Source organism: Spiroplasma monobiae MQ-1, assembly GCF_002865545.1.
Classification (GTDB): Bacteria; Bacillota_I; Bacilli_A; order Mycoplasmatales; family Mycoplasmataceae; genus Spiroplasma_A; species Spiroplasma_A monobiae.
This window is the reverse complement of record NZ_CP025543.1, coordinates 174217-198731: the sequence shown is the minus strand read 5'-3', so window position 1 is coordinate 198731 and position 24515 is coordinate 174217. Positions and strand designations below refer to the sequence as shown.

The 24515-nt window shown below is 28.4% G+C and carries 24 protein-coding genes and 1 tRNA gene; 3 read left to right on the top strand and 22 right to left on the bottom strand.

Going from position 1 to position 24515, the window contains the following annotated elements; all coding sequences use genetic code 4:
* Positions 1-17: 17 nt before the first annotated feature.
* From SMONO_RS04305 to SMONO_RS00920, 7 genes are all read right to left on the bottom strand, one after another.
* Positions 18-998: a DnaJ domain-containing protein gene (locus SMONO_RS04305; RefSeq protein ID WP_211277585.1), complete on the bottom strand. Its 981-nt coding sequence runs from the start codon at positions 996-998 to the stop codon at positions 18-20.
* Positions 999-1028: 30 nt separating this feature from the next.
* Entirely contained in the window at positions 1029-1730 is a 702-nt protein-coding gene (locus tag SMONO_RS00945; RefSeq protein WP_158637880.1) for a YgjP family zinc-dependent metalloprotease, read from the bottom strand.
* Complete coding sequence (locus SMONO_RS00940) at positions 1675-2538, bottom strand: hypothetical protein (protein ID WP_101780472.1); 864 nt, start codon at positions 2536-2538, stop codon at positions 1675-1677. The genes SMONO_RS00945 and SMONO_RS00940 overlap by 56 nt, the downstream gene beginning before the upstream one ends.
* Positions 2539-2600: 62 nt before the next feature.
* On the bottom strand, positions 2601-3518 hold the full coding sequence (locus SMONO_RS00935) for a hypothetical protein (protein ID WP_101780471.1): 918 nt from the start codon (positions 3516-3518) through the stop codon (positions 2601-2603).
* 73 nt (positions 3519-3591) lie between these two features.
* Positions 3592-4017 (bottom strand): GNAT family N-acetyltransferase, encoded by a 426-nt coding sequence (locus SMONO_RS00930; protein ID WP_158637879.1) that lies wholly within the window; start codon positions 4015-4017, stop codon positions 3592-3594.
* A gap of 1 nt (position 4018) precedes the next feature.
* Entirely contained in the window at positions 4019-5821 is a 1803-nt protein-coding gene (gene lepA, locus SMONO_RS00925; protein ID WP_101780469.1) for a translation elongation factor 4, read from the bottom strand.
* A gap of 77 nt (positions 5822-5898) precedes the next feature.
* Positions 5899-6432, bottom strand: coding sequence for a DUF402 domain-containing protein (locus tag SMONO_RS00920; protein ID WP_101780468.1), 534 nt, complete (start codon positions 6430-6432; stop codon positions 5899-5901).
* Positions 6433-6660: 228 nt separating this feature from the next.
* Here SMONO_RS00920 and SMONO_RS00915 point away from each other — a divergent pair, with 228 nt between their 5' ends.
* Positions 6661-7752: a Fic family protein gene (locus SMONO_RS00915; RefSeq protein ID WP_158637878.1), complete on the top strand. Its 1092-nt coding sequence runs from the start codon at positions 6661-6663 to the stop codon at positions 7750-7752.
* 30 nt (positions 7753-7782) lie between these two features.
* Here SMONO_RS00915 and proS read toward each other — a convergent pair whose 3' ends face one another.
* The 8 genes from proS to tsaE all read right to left on the bottom strand — a co-directional run bounded on the left by proS (position 7783) and on the right by tsaE (position 14035).
* Positions 7783-9207: a proline--tRNA ligase gene (gene proS / locus SMONO_RS00910; protein ID WP_101780466.1), complete on the bottom strand. Its 1425-nt coding sequence runs from the start codon at positions 9205-9207 to the stop codon at positions 7783-7785.
* A gap of 2 nt (positions 9208-9209) precedes the next feature.
* Positions 9210-9794 (bottom strand): acetyltransferase, encoded by a 585-nt coding sequence (locus tag SMONO_RS00905; RefSeq protein ID WP_101780465.1) that lies wholly within the window; start codon positions 9792-9794, stop codon positions 9210-9212.
* Between the two features lie 103 nt (positions 9795-9897).
* A tRNA-Ser gene (locus SMONO_RS00900) sits at positions 9898-9988 on the bottom strand.
* A gap of 100 nt (positions 9989-10088) precedes the next feature.
* Positions 10089-12149, bottom strand: coding sequence for a PTS transporter subunit EIIC (locus tag SMONO_RS00895; protein WP_342748170.1), 2061 nt, complete (start codon positions 12147-12149; stop codon positions 10089-10091).
* A 90-nt stretch (positions 12150-12239) separates the two neighbouring features.
* Complete coding sequence (locus SMONO_RS00890) at positions 12240-12473, bottom strand: hypothetical protein (RefSeq protein ID WP_101780463.1); 234 nt, start codon at positions 12471-12473, stop codon at positions 12240-12242.
* Positions 12474-12564: 91 nt separating this feature from the next.
* Entirely contained in the window at positions 12565-13035 is a 471-nt protein-coding gene (locus SMONO_RS00885; protein ID WP_101780462.1) for a hypothetical protein, read from the bottom strand.
* Between the two features lie 15 nt (positions 13036-13050).
* Positions 13051-13617, bottom strand: coding sequence for a tRNA (adenosine(37)-N6)-threonylcarbamoyltransferase complex dimerization subunit type 1 TsaB (gene tsaB, locus SMONO_RS00880; RefSeq protein WP_101780461.1), 567 nt, complete (start codon positions 13615-13617; stop codon positions 13051-13053).
* A 1-nt stretch (position 13618) separates the two neighbouring features.
* Positions 13619-14035, bottom strand: a complete 417-nt coding sequence (gene tsaE / locus SMONO_RS00875; protein WP_101780460.1) for a tRNA (adenosine(37)-N6)-threonylcarbamoyltransferase complex ATPase subunit type 1 TsaE — start codon at positions 14033-14035, stop codon at positions 13619-13621.
* Between the two features lie 66 nt (positions 14036-14101).
* On the opposite strand from tsaE, the gene SMONO_RS00870 reads away from it, so the two are divergent.
* The gene (locus SMONO_RS00870) at positions 14102-15082 is read left to right on the top strand and encodes an NAD(P)/FAD-dependent oxidoreductase (protein WP_101780459.1); all 981 of its coding nucleotides are present in this window, start codon (positions 14102-14104) and stop codon (positions 15080-15082) included.
* Between the two features lie 65 nt (positions 15083-15147).
* Positions 15148-16347, top strand: a complete 1200-nt coding sequence (locus tag SMONO_RS00865; RefSeq protein ID WP_101780458.1) for a hypothetical protein — start codon at positions 15148-15150, stop codon at positions 16345-16347.
* A gap of 14 nt (positions 16348-16361) precedes the next feature.
* Here the strand turns inward: SMONO_RS00865 and gpmI are convergent, their stop codons facing one another.
* The 7 genes from gpmI to SMONO_RS00830 all read right to left on the bottom strand — a co-directional run bounded on the left by gpmI (position 16362) and on the right by SMONO_RS00830 (position 24481).
* Positions 16362-17948 carry a 2,3-bisphosphoglycerate-independent phosphoglycerate mutase gene (gene gpmI, locus SMONO_RS00860; protein ID WP_101780457.1) on the bottom strand — a complete coding sequence of 529 codons (1587 nt, stop codon included), beginning with the start codon at positions 17946-17948 and terminating at the stop codon, positions 16362-16364.
* A gap of 2 nt (positions 17949-17950) precedes the next feature.
* A complete protein-coding gene (locus SMONO_RS00855; RefSeq protein WP_101780456.1) occupies positions 17951-18769 on the bottom strand; it encodes an HAD family hydrolase in 819 nt (272 codons plus the stop codon).
* An 11-nt stretch (positions 18770-18780) separates the two neighbouring features.
* Positions 18781-19530, bottom strand: coding sequence for a triose-phosphate isomerase (tpiA, locus tag SMONO_RS00850; protein ID WP_101780455.1), 750 nt, complete (start codon positions 19528-19530; stop codon positions 18781-18783).
* A gap of 93 nt (positions 19531-19623) precedes the next feature.
* Positions 19624-21303, bottom strand: coding sequence for a hypothetical protein (locus tag SMONO_RS00845; protein ID WP_101780454.1), 1680 nt, complete (start codon positions 21301-21303; stop codon positions 19624-19626).
* A gap of 24 nt (positions 21304-21327) precedes the next feature.
* Positions 21328-22053, bottom strand: coding sequence for a glucosamine-6-phosphate deaminase (nagB, locus tag SMONO_RS00840; RefSeq protein ID WP_101780453.1), 726 nt, complete (start codon positions 22051-22053; stop codon positions 21328-21330).
* A 25-nt stretch (positions 22054-22078) separates the two neighbouring features.
* Complete coding sequence (locus SMONO_RS00835) at positions 22079-22804, bottom strand: hypothetical protein (RefSeq protein WP_101780452.1); 726 nt, start codon at positions 22802-22804, stop codon at positions 22079-22081.
* Between the two features lie 114 nt (positions 22805-22918).
* Positions 22919-24481 (bottom strand): formate--tetrahydrofolate ligase, encoded by a 1563-nt coding sequence (locus SMONO_RS00830; protein ID WP_101780451.1) that lies wholly within the window; start codon positions 24479-24481, stop codon positions 22919-22921.
* Positions 24482-24515 lie beyond the last annotated feature (34 nt).

Below are 24515 nucleotides of genomic sequence, written 5' to 3'. Positions count from 1 at the left end.
ACTAGATACCTCTTTTTCTATACTATGTCATATTTATCATAATATTGTTCTACTATTTCTTTGAATATGTTGATCTTCTTCATTTCTTGAGCTGCTGAAGGATCTGGATTTAAATCTGGATGAAATTGTTTTGCCATTTTTCTATAAATCTTTTTAAATTCCTCGGGCTTTGCCATTTTAGATATTCCAAAGTAATTAAAGGCATCATTCACTTCATCATTGAATACCAACGTTTTTGTTTTTTCAAAAAAATCATCAAAATCATCATCTGAGTTTCCAAAAAAATCAGAATAAGTAGATGAATAAGATGTTGAATCTGATTGACCGTATTCACTTTGAAACATAAATGTTTCTACAGTTAAATCCACAACTTGATCTAACATCCTTGACCAGTGATAAGTAAAATCATCACCCAAGTCCATTATTTCTTCAAGAAGTAAATGGTGTTTGTAAGGATCTAATTGTTTCTTATCTATTAGTAACAATGCTTTTTCAATAATTCCGTTAATTGAATCTATTGAAGTTCTTTGCATAACTTCAAAAACTCTTATTAAAGGTTTCTCATTAATATTTTTATTTGCAAAAGTATAATTAAATACCTTTCAAAACTTTTCAGTTGTATAGTATGCGAATTTACTTAAACTAGCAACTATTAATGCAGCTTCATAATTTCCTAATTTATTTGAAATACCATTATATGTTTCTTTAAAATAACTTGCCATGGGATAAGAATAGAAATTTTCAACAGTAGATATAGAGTCTATTTTTCATGAGTAATCCTCAAGTTCATCAGGAAGAACTTGAATACTTAAAATTTCTTTAATTTCTTTATTGAAGTGCGATATTTCAGATAAAAGATTATCTATAACTCAATGATTTGCTGAATTCATAGATCTATTTCAAACAATGTTGCTTGAAATACCATCAGAATAATCAAAGATACTAGATTTTCTTTCACTTTCTTTTTTCATTTTTTTATATTCGCGTTTTCAACCCATTATTTTATCTCTCCATAAGATTATTATACTTTATAAAACATTTACTTTTAAAATTTCACTTATGTTTTTGTAATTTGGCATATATCTTTCTACATGTCTTCAAAAATCTTTTGAGTGATTTTTATGTACTAAATGACTTAATTCATGAATAACAACATATTCTAATGCAATTTTTGGAAAGTGTATCAATCTTGTGTTTAAAACTATTTTAGATTTTTCAGGATAACAAACACCTCATTTACCCTTCATAACTTTTACAGATAAATTTTTAAAATCTAACTCCATTATTTCTTTTAATCTATCAACGGTTGATTCAAAATAGTCAAAAAATAATATTGATAACTTTTTATACATTCTTTTAATAGTCTCTTCTTGAGTTTCATAAATTTTGAAACTCATTTTTTCCTTATTATCTAATTCTTCTAAAAATTTTGCAGGTATTTTTTCATCATCTATCTTTATAAAACCTTCTTTTTCAATAGAAAAAAATTGATTTTTTTCTTTATAATCAATTATTTTTTGAATTTTTTGAATATTTTTATAAATTAACTGTTCTATTTCTCAATCATAAACTTTAAAAGGAGCTGATACATAAATATTTGTGTCTTCTAATTTTAATCTAATATATTTTTGATCTCTCAACGTTAAAAAGTAGTTAATTTTTTGACCTTTAAAACTAAGACTCTTCTTTATTTTTGTTTCCTTTTTTGTTTTTTCGTTGTTTTTTTGCATTTTTCTTTTCAATTCTCTCTTCTTCTGCTTTTTGCATGGCTTCAAATTTTAAACGTTTTTCTTCAGCAATTTCTTCTTTTCTTATTCTTTTAAGTTCCTTATCAACCTCATCGGGATTGAAGTCCCCAAATTCAATCTTTCCCTCAATTACTTGATTAACCAAACTTCTTTGATTTGCTTCTCTCACAACAAAATCACTGTAATCTAATTTCATTTTTTTAACCATTATCGCTTCGAAAAATGAAAAAATACCAAATATAATTAATACAAAGTACATACATTGTAGTGCTATCATTCAACCACTAAACGGAGTAAAAGAAGCTCTTAGAGCTTGTCAAGCAGCAGATTCTGGGTCTGTTATTGATCCTCCAGGTTTTCCATAAAATGGAATTGTATAATATATACCATATATAATTGAAATAAAAAGAACTGGTCAGAAAATATAATTAAATCCTAAATATAATCTTTGTAAATAAGTTCTTCTATTGAAAAAGGGCTTTACAGTTGCTCCTAACATTATTAATAATGTTAAAAACCACATAATAGGAGCAACCGTATTTATAGTTATAACAGTTGCTTGCGTGGCATTACCGTCAGATCCTAAAATTAAATCCCATATAAAAAGAACTAGGTTTCTTATTCCATCATCAAATGCAATAGTAAATGCCAAAATAATTGGGGCAATTAACCAAAATACAATCATAGCAATTCTAAAAATAGATAGAATTATCATAAAGGCCACAGAACCTGTTTTAAAGTTTCTAAAATTAAGTTTTTTTAACTTCTTTTTTTCACCTTTATTTTTCATATTTTCACCTTGCATTCTAAATTTATATAAAAAAGAATTTAAACATCTATTGTTTAAATTCTCTAATGCTTATTGTCGTCAATATCATTTCTTCTTGAAATATATTTATAATCTTTTCTTGATAAACTTGAAGAATGAATACTTTCATAATCACTAGAAGAATTTGCTAACGGATCTTGAACATTAGAATTTTGCTCTCTTCTTGGTGTATAGTGTGTTGGTTCATAAGGTTCGTTTTGTCTTGGTTGTTGATATTGTTGTTCTGGTTGATATTGTTGTTCTGGTTGTCTTGGTTGTTGATATTGTTGATCTTCTACTGAATAAGGGATGATTTTATTATTATCATTATAACTATCATCTTTTAATAAATCAGACATATCAAGACCACTCAAAGCACCTGTTCTTTCAATTTCATCAATTGCCTCTTCATAAGATTTGCTTAATCCACTTTTCATGTTCAGAATTTTATTTTTCAATTCTGATACATCTTGAGTTTGAGGTGTGTTTATATTCATAGTCATCGAATCGTTTGCGTTATTAGAAAATTGTTGTCCCTCAACCGCTTGTGATTGTTGAATATTTTGATTTTGTTGTACTCCTGGTTTGATTGAGATATGAATAATAGCTAAAACTAAATCTACTGTAAGTAAAGAAAACAAAGGCATAAAGTAAATCATTTTTATACCTATTCCATTCATATCAATAAAAGTTTGAATCGATAGAAGGATTATTATTCCAAAACCTATAATTGCATTTACTACACCAAATACTTTACCTGGTCTATTTTTTAAACCATTTGCTAAAAAACCTGCACCTAAGTAAATTATTCCACTAGCAAGAGTCAGCAATGTAATTATATTGAAAGCTTCACTTGTAAAAGTAACTTGTGTTCCATCAACTTTCAATCAAGGTATAACAAAAATTAAACATACCGAAATGATTGACATTATTATGAATCTTCAAACTCTTACTCTTCTCATCCCAAAAGCCCACCTTTAAATAGATTATATAATTTTCTGAGACAAATTTATACAAAAAAAAGGTTAAATATTTTTATCTAACCATATCATAGTGATAAATTGTACCATCTAAATAAGGTTCAGATGTTACTTTAAATCCTACATTTTCATAAATTTTAACTGCAGTTTCTTGGGCAGAAAGATGTAATTCTTCTGCTTTTAACTCGTTTGTAGCGTAATCTACTAAATATTTTACAAGTTCACTTCCCAGACCTTTTCCTCTAAATTCTTTTAAAACAGCAATCCTTCCAAGGTGTCAATGTTGATCTTTTTTTAATATTCTTGCACAAGCAACTGGTTCATTGTTATAAAAACCCAAGAAATGAAAACTATGTGAATCATGTTCATCCATTTCTTCTTCTACAGGATAACCTTGTTCATCGCAGAACACTTTTTTTCTGATTATACAAGCCTGTTCGAATACGGTGTTATCATTTGAAAAATCTACTAAATATTCCATATTAATCATCCAATTTAAGAACAGCAATGAATGCTTCTTGTGGAACTTCAACAGAACCAATAGCTTTCATTCTTTTCTTTCCTTCTTTTTGTTTTTCTAAAAGCTTTTTCTTACGCGAAATATCTCCACCATAACATTTTGCAAGAACGTTTTTTCTCATAGCTTTAATTGTTTCTCTTGCTATGATTTTTCCTCCAATTGCAGCTTGAATTGGAACTTCAAAGTTTTGTCTAGGTATTATTTCTTTTAATTTTTCAGTTAACACTTTACCTCTACCTTGAGCAAAATCTTTATGAACTATTGTTGATAAAGCATCGACAATATCTCCATTTAATAAGATATCCATTTTAACCAGTTTTGAAACTTTATAACCAATTAATTCATAATCAAAAGAAGCATAACCTTTTGACATTGATTTTAGCTTATTAAAGAAATCAAAAACAATTTCATTTAATGGCATTTCATAAACTAAAGTTCTTCTTGTGTCATCAATATATTCAATATCAATGTAATTACCCCTTTTATCTTGACACAAACTCATTAAGTCTCCTAGATATTGATCTGGAGTCATTATTGTAACTTTTACAAAAGGTTCTTCAATTGATTTGATTTTTTGAGGATCTGGTAGAAATGCTGGATTATCAATTTCAATAATTTCATCATTTGTTTGAGTAACTTTATAAACAACTGATGGTGCAGTTGCAATTAAAGTTAAGTCGTACTCTCTTTCAAGTCTTTCTTGAATAACATCCATGTGTAATAATCCTAAAAATCCACATCTAAATCCAAACCCAAGTGATTGTGAACTTTCTGGTTCATAAACTAAACTCGCATCACTTAAAGATATTTTTTCTAAGGCTTCTTTTAAGTCTTTGTATCTAGCTGTATCAACTGGATAAATACCACAATAAACCATGGGGTTTAATTTTTTATATCCAGGAAGAGCTTCTTTAGCGCTATTTTCTTTTGTTGTGATTGTATCTCCGACTTGTACGTCTCTTACAGTTTTGATTGAAGCTGCAATCCAACCTACTTCACCGGCTTCTAAACTATCTTTTTTGATTTCAAAAGGTGTTTTTACACCAAGTTCGGTAACTTCGTATGTTGCTCCAGATTGCATCATTTTTATTGTTTGACCAACTTTAATAGTTCCATCCATTACTCTAACAGAAACCATAACTCCTCTATATTTGTCATAATAAGAGTCAAAAATTAGAGCTTTAAATGGTTTTGAATCATCCGCTTCTAAAGGACTTGGTATGAAGTTAACAATTGCTTCTAAAACATCTTGAACATTTAATCCGGTTTTTGCACTAATCATTGGAGCATTTGAACAATCTATCCCAATTACTTTTTCTATTTCTTCTTTAACCCTATCTGGTTCGGCTGCTGGTAAATCAACTTTATTTATTACCGGCACTATTTCCAAATCATTGTCCAAAGCCAAGTAAACATTAGCTAATGTTTGAGCTTCAATTCCTTGGCTTGCATCAACAACCAAAAGAGCTCCTTCACAAGCTGCTAAACTTCTTGATACTTCATATGTAAAGTCAACGTGACCAGGAGTGTCTATTAAGTGGAAAATATATTCTTCTCCATCTTTTGCTTTATATTTTAATTGAACTGAGTTTAATTTAATTGTAATTCCACGTTCTCTTTCAATATCCATTGAATCTAAAAGTTGAGCTTGCATGTCTCTTTTTTCAACACTTCCTGTTAATTCAAGAATTCTATCAGCTAATGTAGATTTACCATGATCAATATGGGCGATTATACTAAAGTTCCTAATTTTTGATTTATCCATATAAAATCGTCTCCATAATTCCTTTAAATATTATAACCAATATTCCTTTGTTATTAGTAAATAAAAACTAGCTTATGCTAGTTTTTATTTTTTAAATTTTGATATTGTTCTCATATATCACTTGTGTATTCATGATTAAAGGGTTTTGCACGTTCCTTAATCATTTTCTTTATTTCATCAACACATTCTCATACTTTATCTACAATTTCTACAGAGTAATTTCAAGCCATTCTATTTCTATTAAATTCTTTTAGGTCTAAAATTTTATAACTGTAATCATTAAATACTTTAAAATCCAAATCGTAGTCTATGTACTTTACTGTTCCTTCTTCAAAAATATACGGTGAAGCCAAGTTGCAATAGTAGTTGATACCTCGCTCTTTAAACATACATATTATGTTGTATCAGCCTTGTTTGTAAAAAAACCATATGGCTGGTTCATTTGTTTTTCATTTTCTTCCATTAACTTCAGTAATCAATACTTCCTCGTTAATCAAAATTAAGTAATCTTCTGTTTCTTCAAAAACACTTACTTTTTCTCATGATCTATATAGTTTTCCACTATGTTTATATGCATGAACAAGAACTAAATCTCCAGTTTTTGATTTCATTCAAAAACCTCCCTTCAGCTGTCCATTTTTAATTAATAAATACCACGTCAATTTCACATTTATTTTTTGTGAATCCGTATACATTTTTATTATATCTCTAAAAGCAAATTAATTACAAATTTAGAGTTTTTTTAAAAGCTTATAAAATAAGGCTTATTTGGTTTTTTAGGAATTTGCTAAATGTGATATAATATAGTAAATAAGCACTTTTTAAAGGGGATTAATTATATGTCTAAACAACTTTATAGAATTTCTGAAATTAAATTTGATCCAAAAGCTTTTAATGAGCAAGCCAATATCATTTTAGAGAAATTCAAGTTATATAATCAGTATTTGAATAGTTCTCCTTTTGATACACAGTTTTTAAGTATGCAACTTTTAAAATACGAAGCACGTCACTCAAATATGATTGAGGGAATAGATACAAATGATATTGAATTGCTTGCAGCAAACAGCCCTATTAGTAAGAAAATTTCAAATTATGTTAACGCTTTAAAATTTGCAAATGAAGATTTAATGAAAACTAAAATATTTACAAAAGAGTTGGTATTAAATATACATAAAAACTTATTTGTAAATATGATGTCAATTGATGCTATAAATGCAAATCCTGGGGTTTGAAGAGTTAAACAAGTACAAATCGCAAACCACATGCCACCACACCCAGGACTAGTTGATGAATATATGACAGAATTTATTGATTGGGTCAATGATTCAACTTTGTTTGAAGGTTGTTCCAATTTATTAGAATCAATTGTAAAAGCAGCAATTACTCATGCTTACTTTGAAAAAATTCATCCATTCACAGATGGAAATGGAAGAACAGGAAGAATTTTATTTAATATTGTTTTAAACAGACACAACTTAACAACAAAACCATATTTTTATATTTCTAAAGCAATTCTTCATGAGCAATTTTTATACTATCAAGAACTCGCTAAGTTAGACAATAGTAATGATTATCAAAAATGAATAAAATTCTTTTTGGATCTATTAATATATCAACTTGATGCAAACATTAAAACTTTCCAAGCAGCAAATGATTTATTTGTTGAAATAAAAAGAGAAATGCTTCAAGAAGAAGAAAGTTCACACAGAGAAGTTAAAAGAGCAATGATGGACTATATGGTTCGCTATCCCATCTTCACATTTTCAAGAGTTTATTTCAAAATCAAACCAAGTTTTGATAGAATAGATGATGCAACTTTTGTTTCTTTATTTGATGAGTTAATAGCTACTTATAAAATGAGAAAAATACCAGAATCAAAAAACTATGAATTTAGTAGAGTTGTAGATTTAATTGTAGGTAAAGATTGATAAAAAAAGATGCTTAATTAGCATCTTTTTTTATTAATAAGCCCTAGCAAAGTAAACCATTAATTGAGAATCTTTATTACAGTTAAAACATTTTGATTTAACTTGTTCGATTCCTTCCGGAATACATCTTGAGTTAGTAGATGTTTTTTGTTTAACTTCATTTTCACATTCAATTTCTCCACAAAATGGAACTAGTACAAATCCTGGATTTTTTTCAATAATTGTTTTGTATTCTTCTAAAGTGTTTGCTTTAAAAGTTTTACTATTTCTATTTTCAAGAGCTTTATTATATAAGTTTTTATCATGCTCTATAATTTCTTTTGAGATATAATTTTCAATTTCTTCCAATTTAACTTGAACTTTATTTCTTAAATCTCTTCTAGAAATTGTAACTACACCTTCTTTTAAATCCCTTGGTCCAATTTCAATTCTAATTGGAACTCCTTTAATTTCTGCTTCAGATATTTTAAATCCAAATGATTTATCAGTTTTATCTAATTCAACTCTGTAGTTTGAAGATAATTTAGATTTAAGATCATTTGAAATACTCATAACTTCTTCTGAATCATTAATTGCAATTATAGAAATTTGAACAGGAGCCACTTTACTTGGCAATACCAACCCAAAATCATCTGAATGAGTCATTATTATAGCTCCAATCAATCTTGTTGAAACTCCCCAACTCGAAGAATAGGCATTTTCTTCTTTTTGTTCTTTGTTTTGAAATTTGATATTAAACGCTTTTGCAAAATTATCTCCAAAATAATGACTTGTTCCTGATTGAAGAGATTGACCGTCATACATCAATGATTCAATAGTATAGGTTTCTTTTGCTCCTGCAAACTTTTCTTTTTCAGTTTTTCTTCCTGTAATAACTGGTAAAAGTAAAATTTCATTAGCTACTCTACTATAAACTTCTAATATTTGCAAAGTCATATCTTTAGCTTCTTGTTTTGAGGCATGAAAAGTATGACCTTCTTGTCATAAAAATTCACTACTTCTTAAAAAAGGCCTTGTAGTTTTTTCTCATCTCATAACATTTGCTCATTGATTGTACTTAATTGGTAAATCTCTATAAGATTTAATTTCTCTTGACAAGAAATCAGCAATTATAACTTCACTTGTTGGTCTAATAAATAAGTTTTCTCCAAGTTCTTTATTACCAACCTTTGTAACAGTTGCTAATTCTGGAGCAAATCCTTCAACATGTTCTTTTTCTGCTAAAAATAATTTTTCAGGTATCAATAAAGGGAAATAAACGTTTTGAACATCTAATTTTTTAAATTCTTGATCTAAAAATTTTTGAATTTGTTCTCATATAGCAAAACCATGAGGTTTGAATATCATTGTGCCTTTAACTGGTCCATAATCCATTAACCCTGCATTTTTTACAACATCTGTATATCACTGACTAAAATCAACATCTCTTGATGTTATTTTTTCCATTTTATTAGCCATTGTTATTTTCTCTCCTTTTTAGTATCAACGTTTCCTGTTTCACCATAAAATACATCTATGTCTATGTCGTTTGCCTCAACATATGTTTGAATTCTTTTTAAATTAGCTTTGTCTTTAATCATTATAAAATCAATAGCTTCTAAAGGAACAGTTTCATAAATATAAACTATGTTTTTAACTTCATCAATAGCTCAATCATTTTTTGTTAATTTAGCTAATGCCGATGGGTCAATACCAACTACTGTTATTTTTTCAATATCCACTTTTGATTCACTAGCTCATTTTCAAAAATGAGCTCTTGTTGAGCTGTCAAACTCTAGCCCTACTGAATTTTCGTTTTCTAAATACGTTCAAACAACATATTCTTCATCTTTTCTAAGTTTCTGATCCTTAATAAGTCTTATTCCATGTTCTAAAATAAGCAAAACATTACTTACATCTGTATAGAAATAAAGATTATTTATTTTCTTTGTTTTTACAATGTTTAATACTTTTTTTTGCCCTTCTTTACCAGCAAAAATTTTCTTTAAAAATCCTTTTTTTGGTTTATTTTCACTTAAATCATTTGTTATATCATTTTTGTTCATTAATATCACCTCTTAGATACTCTTACATTAATTATTTTATAGGTATTATTTACATATTCAAATAAAAAACCAAGATTTTGCAATCTTGGTTTCATTTCTTAAATGGCGGATTGAGAGAGACTCGAACTCTCGCGCCAGTTGCCCGGCCTAACACCTTAGCAGGGTGCCCTCTTCACCAACTTGAGTATCAATCCATACACATAATTCATTATAGCAAAAAAAATGCTTTAAATAACAATACATTTAATGAAAAAGAATAAAAAAACACTCCTAAGAGCATTTTTTTAATTTAAATTATTTAGCTTTTTTTGCTTTTCGTTGTTCTCCAAGAATTTTTATAATTCTAGGTTTTATAGCTTCTTGTTCTCCACCATAAACAACTTGAACGTTATTTCCTCTGATTAGGGCTCCCGCAGCTCCACCTAAAGAGATTATTCCATCTTTATCAACTTTTGTTCCATCTTTTACAGTTACACGTAAACGACTTGCACAAGCATCAACATCTTCGATGTTTTCTTCTCCACCAAGGAATTCAATAATTTTTCTAGCTTTTTCAACTCTAGCTTCTTCATTGGAATTGCTAGAAGTTTCTTTTTTTGATCCATCAAGGTTTTGACCTTTTGATTCTTTATAATCAGCTTTTGTAGCTAATTGAACATCAGATGAACCATCACGTCCTGGCACCATTACTTTTCCATATTTTACTGCGAAGTAGAATGAGAAGAAGTAGGCTGGACCCATTAATACTGCAACTCCAAGAATTGCAAAACATGATTTAGCACTCATAGCATTTGAACCAAAGAATGGTATTATACCAAATACTATGTAATCAATAAATCCTCCTGATACTGTCATTGAAACGTGAGTTTTAAATAAACCAGCCAATAAGAATGAAATTGATGCTAAAGGCATGTGTACTCCATAGAATAATCATGGAGCTAAGAATAAGAATGTATATTCAATTGGTTCTGTGATACCTGTCAAGAAACAAGTAAATGCAGCTGAGAAGTAAATACCCATAACTGATTTTCTATTTTCTTTAGGTACATTCAATCACATTGCAAGTCCTGCCATAGGCAATCCTATTAACATGAATCCAAATTTACCAGATTGGAATCTTCCTATATTTAGACCTAATTTTTCTAAGTCTGTAAAGTTAAGTATGTTTGAGTTCGCAATAACTGAATAAGCCATTGTTTGATCTCCCATTGATTGTCATAAATCAACTCTTTGAGTACTTATATATGTCTGAATTGCAGCAAAGTTAACTGTTCAATGAACCGATTCACTAACACCAACAACACCAAACATATCTTGGTGATTAGACATTCAAACCGCAACAAAAGCTTCTTTTTGTGCATCATTTGCTCCAGTGAAAGCCTCTGCTATTGATCCTCCAGCATTAGTTCATCATAATGGTGCATAGAAAACGTGATGCAACCCAAAAGGAACCAATGAACGTTCTGCAATTTCATAAATAAATGAATCTAAACCTCCAGGTAGTTCACCTGATACCCTACCGAATGCAGCAAGACCAATACCAATGTACGGTCACAAAAACATAAATATAAATGATAAAGGTATAACCGCAACAAAAGTTACAATTGGAACAAGTTTTGTTCCTGAAAAGAAACTAATTGCTGAAGGCAACTGTGTGTCATGAAACTTATTGTAACATTTGGCTGCAATTGCTCCGACAAATATAGCAGCAAAAACCCCTGTGTTTAGTGAGTTAACACCAATATTTGAAGTAATTAATCCATTAGGAATATTATTAATTCATAATAATGAATATTTAACACTACCAGCAGCATCTATTAATTCTAAATTTGAATTAATAGAAATAAAATCTCCACTCAATATCGCTTGTTCACTAGAAGCACTAACATATTGTGTTATATCTTGTAAATTAAATCCAAGCGAATTCCAATCAATAACTCAGTTATCTCCTTTTTGTGTATAAAGTTGTGCTCATTTTAATTCATCGTTTTGACCCAAATATTGTACTCAAACAGTACTTTGATCAACGCTTGTTGTATGTAATAAAGCAGCTTGCATACCATTCATAACCAAGAATCCAACAACAGCAGTTAATGCTGCAATTCCAGAATCTTTTGTATACGCTAATGCAACAGATATACAAAATAATACAGGTAAGTTACCAAAACAGACATCACCCATTTTGTTTAAAACACTACCAAAGTAAAACCCAAAACTTGCATCTGCAGAGTTGGTAGCAATAGCTGAACCAACACCCAAGAATACACCAGCAATAGGAAGCAAAGCAATAGGTAATAAGAATGCTTTACTTAGTTTTGAAAGGGTGGGCATTATTCCATGACCCATCCTCTTCATATAGCTTATAAATTGATTTTCTTTCTTTTCTCCAGTTTTTGAAGAAATATTTTTCATAAACTCTATTCTCTCTTTCTAGTTGTGAAGACACTAGAACATCATCATCAATCCAGTTACAGACATTATCAAACCAAACAACGCCAAAAATACAGGAAAATTCTTTTTAGTAAATTGTCATATACTTTGGCTTTCTTGATTGTTTGCTTTAAAATTTATTTCTTTTTTTGATCCATTCTTTAAACGAAAAATTAATCAAGTAAAGACAGTCATTATCAATAACCCTATTAAAATTAATGACAATCCAATTATTTGATTTTGTTCCATATAACGTCCTCCACACCTTTATTATAGTCCTTTTTTTTTTTTTTTTGTCAAATTTGTGGAGAATTTTCCAAAAAAAAGCCTTACTTTGACTTTATCTATTAAAACCCTTGCTATCAGAGTTTGTTTCTTTTATTCAAAATTCTAATCTCCCATTTAATTCATCTTCCAATTGTACAAACGCAACATCTTTTAAAGACAATCCCTTGTTTTTCATATAGTCAAATATAATTTGTTTTTCTTCCATTTCTATTTCTTTTAAAATAGCATCTCTAGTCATTAAAAAGTCCTTTGTTTCAAAGATAAAGATTGGAATAAAAAAATCATTTTTATCATAATTCAAAAACGTAAGAGCAAATATTCCATGATTGTTTTTAAATCCGGATTTAAAATTTATTATTTCTTTACCTTTAAAGACTTTATCATCTGAATTGATTTTATTTTTGTTCAAACCAAAAGCAGAAGCAATACCCCAAATTGAAGCTAGCAAACCTAATATGAATAATATTATTAATAATATTAAAGCTCACGTTGGCAGATTACCTGCTTGTAGATTATTTTTCATTCATAAACCTCTTTCTTAAATAAAATGCTTTATATACAATGGTTTGATGTCTTCAATTTTTGTAACTTCTTTAAAATTATTCTTATTATTTAAATATGCATTTTCAAAATCAACTTCACTATAATCCTTAATCAGTTCGTGATCAAAAAATTGATTTTGAAAATCCACCAAATATTCCGAAGGTATCAATTGATCTTCAATTATATTTTGTCCTTTTTTATATATTCCTAAATAAATTTTTCCACCTTTTGCATCGAGTATACTTATTGCTTTTTTATTTGAAGATTGGAATGCCAATGAAGAAATCAAATAAACTTTAAAACTATTATTTATAGTTTTCAATGTTTTTATTATTGTTATTGCAACCCTGACCCCTGTATAGCTACCAGGTCCTTTTGTTGCATAAAGATTTTCTACTTCATGGATAGTTATATTGTTTTTGCTTAAAAACTTTTGTAATTCATCTAGAGCTATATCACTTATTCTTAGTTGGTTGTCTAAAAATAGACTGTCCACTATTTCATTGTTATTTTCTAAAATCAATATTAACTTATTATTGCTTGTGTCTAAAAATAAATTCATTTTAGTTAACTCCTTCTAAATTAAAAACTCTTATATTTTCATCAATTACTTCAATTTTTAATTTTATAACTTTAAAGTAATTTTCATATTTTATGGCCAAGTTTTTACTTCATTCAACAATATTAAATGAATCTATCATTTGTTCTAAATACATTTGTTCATCTTCTTCGTTTGTTAATCTATAGGCATCAATGTGATTAATATTTAGGTCGTGTAATTTGTATTGATTCATAATGTTAAAAGTTGGAGAAGTGACAATTTCTTTAACACCAACTTTTTTCAATAAGTTCTTTGTAAAAGTAGTTTTCCCAGCACCCATTTGTCCATCAAGAATTAAACAAACATTACCTTTTAAATAGTTTATTAAATGCTCACTTATTATATCTAATTCTTCTATATTAGAAATTTCAAATCTCATCTGGCATTACCCCTTTTCACTTATGTATATATGATATAATGATTTTGCATTATTTTGGAGGCAATTATGGTTAAAGATATTTTGATTATTGGATGTGGGGCAGCTGGTTTATATGCTTGAAAAATGGCAGCAGATTTAAAATTAAATGGTGATGTTGTTGAATCTAGAGAAACATATGGTGGTCAAGTTACAACTTATTATCCAGAAAAATATATATATAATTTTCCTGCAATTTCCAAAATACAAGGACAAGAAGCAATGGATATGATGTATGAATCTATCAAAAAAGAAACTGATGATATTTTAGTTTCATATAATACTTATGTGACCGGTATAAAAATAATAAAGCCAGAAAATGAAAATGATATAAATTGATTTGAAGTTAAATTTTCAAATAAAAAAATACAACAATACAAAAGAATATTGTTTACAGACGGAATGGGTATTTTTAAACCGATTCAATTAGTTGATAAATTATATGAAAATATATTTTATTCAGTAACAAACATAAAAGCATTTAAAGACCAAAATGTATTGATATTTGGTGGCGGGGATTCATCACTTGATTGAGCAAATGAATTAAATGGAATTGCAAAATCTGTTTCTATAATTCATAGAAGAGAAGAGTTTAGAGCAAAACCAGCAAGCATAGAAGAAGCAAAAAATAATAATGCTAATTTTTTAACTTGTTATAACTTTGTTGAAATAACTCAAGAAGATGGAGAATTAGCCAAAAAATTAAAAATTGTGGGCGTGGAATCAAATGAGGAATTGGAGTTAGAATTTGACTCAGTAATTGTTCAGTTCGGATCAACAATAGAAAAAGAAAAATTTGAAAACTTAGATTTGAAAATAAACAAATTAAATAGATTTGAAGTGGATAGCAAAATGGAAACTTCTGTAAAAGGTATATTTGCAGCTGGAGATTGTTGTGTTTATGATACAAAAATTAGAAACTTAGTTTCAAGTGTTTATGAATCAATGCAAGCAGTTGTTAATATTGAAAAAATAATAAAAGATAGAAAAGTAGTTAATAACGGTTGGTAATCATATTAATTGCTTTTTTTCTTTATTTAATTGATAATAAAATAAATTTAAATTAAGGGGTCAATATGAATAAAAAGTTGAAAATAATAGTTTGATATTTATTTTTTATTTATTTTTTGGGTTTTTTAGCTCTATCTGCAACTATGGCTCAATTGAATCCAGCACCAAGATACCATGTTTTTGGTGCTGTGGATAAAATATTTGCAGATATGTCTTTTTGAACAACCCAAACTAATTGAATGTTTATTATATTTTTTCTATTTGTGGCATTGGATGGTAAGTGAGGAATTTGAAAGCCAGGTAAAGTAGCTTGAATTAATTTTTTAGCTTATTTTACTCTTACAATGACTTTATTTTGATCGGCACTATCAGCTACATTATCAAATCAAGATATAGAAACTAATCCATTAGTTTCTTATGCGAATGTTTATGATAGTTTTATGAAATGATTTATCACAGTCACCACGCACCTTGTAACTTACATTATCGCAATTAGTTATTATATAATTGCTGTTAAAAAAGAAAAGATTGATATAAAAAATTGATATAAAAGAGATTTACTGATAGGTTGAATATATCCATTATTTTATTTATTTTTTGTAATGATAAGATTTTTAATAATGAAAAGCATTGGAGCAGATCATTACCTAGAAAATATTCCTGAAAAAGAATTACAATGGCTTATAGATAACGACTATCAATGAGTTAGAAATCTTGGAATAGGTGAACTTTCAACACCATACTTTTTCTTTAATCCTTTGGTGGAAAAAAATGGGTTAGAGTTATTGATACTTGGTTCTATTGGTTGTTTATTATTGATTACAGCTTGTCAGTATTTGATGATTTGAGTAAATAATTTATTTATTAAAGAGAATAAAAAAGAAATTAAGAAAATTCAATTTAAATTATCTAAGTGTGAAATTGTGTTTTCTATAATGAAAATTATTATAAGTTTTCTTTTAATATCTTTAGCTATTTGAAAATTAACTATTTTTGATAACTATGACTTTAAAGAGAAAATTCCAGTTTTATATTATTTTGTATATCCTTTATTATATTTAATTGTGTTGATCTCAAACATCATGACAATAATTTATACAATTTTAAAGATTAGAGGTAAATATGAAAATCCAACAATGGAATTTCTTTCTTCAATTTTCTCTGGACTATTCATTTTACAAATTTATGCAATATCACTACTAATGGCAATTCCTATTATTTTAGAAAATAAATATAATAGAAAAAAAATACCTTCTAATATTTAGAAGGTATTTTTATTTTATTTTTCAATTAATGAAGGTTGTGTCATTTCTTCTGGAATTTCTACTCCTAAAATTTCACAAATTGTTGGTGCCACATCAGCGATTGCAGCATCTTTTGATCTTATTTTAATTGATTTATCAGTAATAATAATTGGTACTGGTTGACTTGTATGTTTCTTGTTTGGCCCACCTTCTGCATCAATCATAACTTCAGCATTACCGTGGTCTGCTGTAATAATCATTGTGGCTCCATGTTCTTCACAAGCTTCATAAACTCTTTTTAGTTGTGCATCTAAAGTTTTTACACCTTGAATTGCAGCATCTAATACACCAGTGTGTCCAACCATGTCACAGTTAGCATAGTTTAAAACTATTAAATCAAATTCTTCTGAATTTATTCTTTCAACTAGTTTATCTGTAATTTCTACAGCTGACATTTCTGGTTTTAAGTCATAAGTTGCAACTTTTGGCGAAGCAATTAAATCAATTGCTGCTCCATCAAGTTTAATTTCTTCAGGAGTTGCTAGACCATTTTTGAAGTAGTCTTTTCCTCCATCAAAGAAGAAAGTAACGTGAGCAATTTTTTCAGTTTCAGCAATTCTCAATTGTTTGTAACCTTTTTTGCTCAATCATTCACCCAAACCATTTACAACCTCAATAGCTTTAAAAGCAATGTTTTTTGATTTAACTGAATCTGAGTATTCCATCATACATAGGAAGTAAATTTTATCCCCTAAGAATGTTAATCCATCAAATGACGAATCACTTCAAGCAGCATAATCATTGTTTGTAAATGTGCTTGCCATTTGGATTGCTCTATCTGGTCTAAAGTTTGCAAATACTACTGTATCATTTTCCTTAATGTAACCATTTTCACAACTTGAATTGTATGCAGGTAATATACCTTCATCATCTTTTCCTAAGTCGTATTGAGCTTGTATGTAAGTTGCTGGATCTGTAAATGAATTTTCACAGTTTCTATCAACCATTGATTTATATCCATCAGCAACTCTTTCCATTCTTTTGTCTCTATCCATTGAAAAGAATCTTCCTGAAATTGATCCTACTTGACCAACACCGTATTTAGCAAATAGTTCATTTAATTCTTTTAAATAATTTAATGCAACAGTTGGTTTTGTATCTCTTCCATCTGTAAATAAATGTAAGTAAATTTCTTTAACACCAGCTTTAGCTGCTGCTTCGTATGTTGCAAACATATGTTTCATATGAGAGTGAACACCACCATCTGAGAATAATCCCATAATGTGGAATGCACTATTTTTATCTAATGAATTTTTAATTGCTTTTTGAATTTCTTCATTTGAATCAAATTTATTATCAGAAATTGCTTTGTTGATTAATGATAATGATTCATATTTAATTCTTCCTGCCCCTAAGTGGATGTGACCGACTTCTGAGTTTCCCATTTGTCCTTCAGGTAATCCAACTCATTCTCCACTTGCGTGTGAAGGAGCTCAAGGATATTCTTTTTTAAGACTTTCCACAAATTCCATATTTGCTTCAAGAACTGCATTACCTTTTCCTGGTTCTGCTAATCCTCAACCATCTAATATAGCTAATACTACTGGTTTTTTAGTTTTCATATTTATTCTCCTAATATATATTTATTAATTGCTTTAGCAACAGCACCTTCCAAATTTGTATATTCAGAAACTTCTTTTGCTTGTGCTTTAATTTCATCATGAGCATTTGCCGGAGCTATTGACAATCCTGCGTATTCAAACATAGGAGCATCATTTGCACCATCACCCATAGCTAAAATTTCTTCTTTATCAATTGAGAATTTTTTTGATAAAAATTCTAAGGCATATTTTTTATTAATGCCTTTTTTTGTAACTTCGCCAGAATATGATCCTTGAGTTCAAGAAACTTCTAGTCCAAGTTCTCTTAATTTATCCACAAACTCTTGATTAGTGTTCATTGCAAGTATTTTATGACAATCAAACATTTTCTTTTCATTTGTAAATAACACCGGTTCATAGTCAAAGAAATTTGTTTCATGTCCTAGGAATTTTGCTTCTGTTAATGGTTTACTAATATAACTTAGTGTATCATCAACTGTATAGAATCAAAGTTCTACATCTTTAAAAACTTTATCTGTCTTTAAAAGTTCGTAAGCTTTTAAAGCAGTTTCTTTGTCTATTGGATTAGCATCAATTGCTTGCTTATTTTTTAAATCATAAATAAGAGCTCCATTAAATGCAGCAAAAATTGCACCGTCATTTGAGAAATCAAATAACTCAAGTCTGTTCAGTTTTGTGTGAACAGGTCTTCCTGTTACAAATACAACTTTTGTTCCGTGATTGATAGCTTGATTGATAGGTTCGACATTCTCCATTACTATATCGTCTAATTGTTTGAAAGTAGTTCCATCCATATCTAATGCTAAAATTTTATATTTCATTTATTAAAAAATTAACCTTTGTAGTTTACTAATCCTAGGTATGAATCTTCAATTAATGAAGCTCCACCAACTAGTGCACCATCAATATCTGCTTGATCTAAAATATCTTTAATATTTTCTGGTTTAACACTTCCACCATATTGAATTAATACTTCATTAGCTACTTCTTCATTATAGATATCTTTTATAATATCTCTAATTTCTTTACATACATTTTGTGCAATTTCAGGTGTTGCAACTTTTCCAGTACCGATTGCTCAGATTGGTTCGTATGCTATTACAACTTTTTTTGCATCTTCTGCAGAAATTCCTGCAAAGTCTTTAGTGATTTGAGCTTTAACTCATTCGATTGTTTTTCCAGCTTCGTATGTTTCTAAGCTTTCTCCACAACATAAAATTGGTGTGATGTTTGATGACAATAAAGCTTTTGCCTTATTATTAATCATTTCATCAGTTTCTCCGAAAATATCTCTTCTTTCTGAGTGACCAATTACAGCATATTTAACGTTTAAATCTTGTAACATTGGAACTGATATTTCACCAGTAAATGCTCCTTCTTTTTCAAAATAACAGTTTTGTGCTGAAATAACTATGTTTTTAGCTACTTTTTGTACGTCACTTAACATAATTGAAGGTACAGCAATACCAGCGATAATGTTTTCGTCTGCTTTTACTTTTGAATCTACTGATTTAATGAATTCAATAGCTTCTGAATTTGTTTTGAACATTTTTCAGTTCCCTACAATAATTTGTTTTCTCATTATTTATATACTCCTTTAGTGTTTTACTTTATGATTTTACACCATATTATAATATTGCTAATTTATAAAATAAAAAATCCCCTTTAGAGATTTTTAGACTATTGATTTTGCACCTTCTTTAGCTTCATGAGTTGTTCCTTGAGGTAACATAAAGTGGGCATTTCAGTTTTTTGTCTTGTTGTAGAAAGTTAGTGTGCACTTATTTCAAACAATAATAATTTCATCATCTTCATTCGCAGGACCACCCTTTTCTGTTCATTTTTTGAGTCCTGTTTTAATTTCATTTTTTCAAGAAATTACATTATCACTTAATTTAAAAGTAAAATTTTGACCATTAAATTTTAAGTTATAACCGTCATTAAGGTCACTGCCTTTTAAATGGTAAACCGCTGTTCCATTATCTGAAAATCCAGCTATCTTATCATATGGTGAAAACTCTAATTCGCCTTTTTCATTAAACTCTATTTTTTCACTACCATAAGAACCACCTTTTCAAGATCAAATATCTGTATCATATGCTCAGTTAGAAGTCATAGAACGAGCTATTGCAAACTTAGCATAACTTTTTTTGTTGGGATTCTTTGCATTTTGGATAGTTTCTTGAGTTTGATAAGGGTTAACAACTCTTTGAGCATAACCTTCTGTTCCATATTCATTTGCTGTTCAAGGGTTTATTAAATGGCTATATTTACTACTTTTGCTTCATTCAATAACTTTGTTGTTGGGTTGTTCTTTTTGAACTTCTTTTGCAGCAGCTACGCTTTGTAAATCTTCTTCTGGAATTCTAACATAATCTCCATTTTCACTTTTCTTAACATGTACAAAACCTTTTTCTTTGTCTCATTCACATAAAGATCATCAACCAGACTGGAACGGTCCTCCAAATGGGTTATCTTGAACAGAAGCAGATATATACCAAAGATTTTCTCCCATTCTCACAACATTTGGAACTTCAACACCAATATTTCTAACAAACATTTCGCTTACTTTTGTAATTTTTGGTTCATTTTTTGCCTTTTTATTATCAAAATGATTTATTTTTCAAAACTCTAATCTATTATTTGCCGAAATTGCAAAATAAAGTCCATCATCAGTTTCAAAAAGAGCAGTATCTCTTCAGTTCATTGATCCGTCATTATTTAAACAATCCTTAGATAAAACTCCAGATGTATAAAATTCTTGACCAAGACCGTGAGATACAAAATATGCAATACCACTTTCACTTGTTGTATAGTTTGATGATAAAGTCGCTTTAGAACCAATGTAATCAGAATCATTTTTTATAAGTATTTTTGAAGGTTGCATTGATAATACAAAAACAACATCTCCTTTTTCAAAAAAATCGCCTTTTGTATCAACTCAAACAGACCCGCCCAAAGCTGAGGTTTTACCTTTTCCATTTAAAGTATCGAATTCTCTTCCTTGTTTTATTCTGTATTTACCTTGTGTTCAATTATTTAGATCTGGAGATGTCATTTCAACTCACCCAGAAGGAAATCCCTTATTATCTCTAAAAAGCATTCAACTATAAAATAATTGTTGTTCTTCATCTCACAAGATAGAGCAATTATCATTTGCAAATGCATTCGAACTTCCATTAACAGTATTATAAGGACTATATCAATTTATAGGTCTATCATATCTATCGTTTTTGCTTATTGTTACTTGATTACCGCAAGAAACAACATTTAATGGGGCCAGAATTGCCACTGAAATAACAGGTACAAAAAAAGCCAATTTAAACATAATTTTTCTTGAATATCATTTTTTCATTTTTTTAAATCCTTTGTTTTAATTTTATTTTAGTAATTTAGCTGCCCCTTCATCAATAACTATTGTTACATTTTGATGATTTAACAAAATAGAACAAGGTCATTCTATAGAAATGGGACCTTCTACTAAATGTTTTACGGCTTCAGCTTTTGATTCACCAGTTGCAATTAAAACAATTTTACCCGTACTCATAATTGATTTTAAACCCATTGAAATGGCTTGTGTGGGTACTTCATCTTGATTTTCAAAAAATCTTGAGTTTGCCTCAATTGTTGATTTTGTTAAATCAACAATTGATGTTAGACCTTCAAAGTCACTACCTGGCTCATTAAAACCAACGTGTCCATTGATTCCCAAACCTAGAAGTTGCAAATCAATTCCACCTTTTTCTTTAATTAATTTATCATATTTTTTAGCTTCTTCGTCAGAATTTATTAATCCACTTGGAATATATGTATTTTCTTTCAAAATGTTGATGTGATTAAATAATTTTTCATTCATAAAATATCTATATGATTGAATATGATCTGATTCAAGCCCTTTATATTCATCAAGATTAAAAGTAGTAACTCCACTTCAATCAATTTTTTGATCCTTTGTTTTCAAAATAATGTTTTCATAAGTGCTTATTGGTGAACTACCTGTAGCTAAACCCAAAACTACTTTAGAATTTGCTTTAACCTCTTCTAAAAGAATATCACTTACTATTTCACCAGCTTCTTTGTTATCTTTTACTCTAATTATCTTCATATCTTTTTCTCCTAACATAAATATATTAACTAATTTTTGATATTAATTTGTTCCAAAAATCAAAATAGTTATAAAGCTTATCTTTTTTTTCTAAACTCGGTCCAACTCTCGGAACCATTCTTTGCAATAAAACATAAGTTAGAAGTCTATTTTTAGCTCTAAATAAATACTTTTGTTTTTTTGTAACAACAACAACACCAAAAGTTTCTATATAAGCTTCTGTCACATCTTCATTTTTGATAACTTTCTTTACTTTCTGATTATTATCTGTTAAATACATGTTTTGGTTAGAAAAGTAGCAATCAAATTTACCAATTAAGTTAATTTTATTTTCCTCTTTTTCTGGATTGTATTTATGAACATTAACGTTAGTTTGAATTAAATTTATTTTTTCTCTTTTTTCTAGTTCGAATTTAACTGGTAATTGTTTTAATGGTCTTCAAGAGTTAAAAACCAATTCTTCCAAATCCCTAATAAATCTTTCTTCTTTGGAATTTAAGTTTAAATTAAGTTTGATTATATTTTTATTAAGTTTAATTATAAAATTCTCTGATAATTTAAAGTTTATGTTAATTCATCTTCATAGTATTCAATATTTAAAGTATGTAAAGGTGTTTTTATCATTAACCTTTCTTTCGATTTTTCTAATATATCATTTTGATTTTTTAGAAAGGTTATTCTCATCAAAATATTTTATAAAACTAGATCTTTTTAAATAGTAGTTTATATCACCATTTATTCTTAAAAACATTTCGACACCACCTTTTCAAAAGAAAAAAAATATAATATTTTTTGCATATTCATAATATATTATAAAGAAAAACAACAATTAATAAAGCAAAAGAAAAAACGGAAACAGTTCCGTTTATTTCAATCCTGTAACTTTACCACTTTCAAGATCTATGTCTTTTGAATTTGGGTCTTTATTTAACCCAGGCATACTCATAACATTATTTGTGTATGCTAATATGAATTTAGCTCCGGTATTTACATTTATATCTTTAATTATCATTTCATAATTATTTTCATTTGCGTCATTTCCATCAATTGAGTTTGAGGATTTGACCATACAAATTGGAAGATTTGAATACATAGTTTTACTAATTTCTTTAATCTTCATTTGTGCTTTTTCACTTATTTTAAAATCATTTAAATAGTAGAAATTTTTAATTACTTTAGAAATTTTTTCTTCTATAGTTTCGTTTGAATCTATAAGTTTTTTAAAAGTTTGTTGTTTTTCACAAATTTCAGATACTTTTATTGCTAATTTTTCAGCACCAGAAGCACCCTTGGTGTAGGCTTCATTCATTTCTCATTCATAGTTATTTTTATCTAATCATTCTTTTAAAGTGCTAAGTTGTTTTTCATCATCACCTTCAATGAAGTTAATTGCAACAACTAAATTAAGATTGTATTGAGTAATATGCTTTAAATGTTTTTCTAAATGATCAAATTTATTTTCAAAATCATTGTGTAAGTTAAGAGCCCTTAAAGTAACAACCATTACTGTACAATCAGGAATTAGATCGTTGTCTTGATTTACTACATTAATATACTTTTCAAAACCCAAATCACTTCCAAAACCAGATTCAACAATGCAATAATCTCCCAAACTCAAGCCAAGATTTGTTGAAATTATTGAATTTGTTCCGGTTGCTATATTTGCAAATGGGCCACAATGAATAAGTGTTGGTGTATCATATTTTGTCAAAACTAAATTAGGTTTAATTGCATTTTTTAAAATAGCCATTAGGGAACCTGTAATTTTAAGTTCTTTTAAATAAATTTCTTTTCCTTCTTTGTTATAAGCAATAAGAGAATTATCAAGTCTTTCTCTCAAGTCATTTATACTTTTTGAAAGACTCAATATTGTCATCATATTACTTGCTGCAGTTATTGTAAATTCTTCGGTTCTCGAAATTTTAGAACTTATTTTTATTTCAGCTTTTCTTAAAGCTCTATCATTTAAATCTAAACATCTTTTTCAAACAACATTATTAGGATCTATTTTTATATCTGTATTTCAATAAATTTCAGAATCTATTTGAGCAGAAATTAAATTATTAGCAGTTGTTATTGCATGAAAATCTCCTGTAAAGTGCAAATTAATATCATCCATAGGTATAACTTCACTTTCTCCACCACCAGTTGCAGTTCCCTTTCTTCCAAATACAGGTCCTAAACTAGGCTCTCTTAAAGCCAAAACAGTCTTTTTATTAATATAATTTAAACCATCTGCTAACCCTATTGCTGTAGTGGTTTTTCCTTCACCAGCTGGAGTTGGGTTAATTGAAGTCATTAAAATCAATTTCCCTTTATTATTATTCATATATTTTTCATAGTCTATTTTAACTATGTTTTTTCCATAGAATTCATAGTCATTTTTATCAATTTTTAGCATATCTAATGCTTTTAATATTTTTTCCATTATAATCACCTTTAGAATATCTCTCAAGAAAGGA